The sequence below is a fragment of the Adlercreutzia equolifaciens genome (assembly GCF_029076695.1).
GTDB classification, from domain to species: Bacteria; Actinomycetota; Coriobacteriia; order Coriobacteriales; family Eggerthellaceae; genus Adlercreutzia; species Adlercreutzia equolifaciens_A.
Genome location: NZ_JARFIK010000149.1, coordinates 1 through 350 on the forward strand (window position 1 = coordinate 1; position 350 = coordinate 350).

Annotated in this window: 1 protein-coding gene; it reads right to left on the bottom strand. The window is 59.1% G+C overall.

Annotated elements, in window-relative coordinates; all coding sequences use genetic code 11:
- Positions 1 to 330, bottom strand: a 330-nt coding sequence (locus PZH32_RS11855) for a hypothetical protein (protein ID WP_275208459.1), incomplete at its 3' end; no start/stop codon positions are given.
- Positions 331 to 350 lie beyond the last annotated feature (20 nt).

Consider the following 350-nt stretch of genomic DNA (forward strand, 5'->3'; position numbering starts at 1 on the left):
GCTGTTGGCGTTCAGCAGATCCGGCACCTGATTCACCACGCCCTTGCCCTGGTACACCTGGGGCAGGACGTCGATGGCCGCTTGTACCGGGAACCACAGCTCGATGACGTCACCCACCTCCATGCGGGTGGAACCTGGCTGAATCTCATCCACCGGACGCGAGGCCTGGTCCACCGGAGAAACTACGGAACCGGTGTCCGGCTCCACTTCCCCTGCAGGCACCCACTCACTCTTGAAGGTGACGAAATGAGTGTTGTAGCTGGAGTTGCGCGGATCCATGTCGGCGAAGTAGTTGTAAGACGTAGAGCCATTGGCACGATATACCATCATGCCGCCCAAATCCTTCTGAG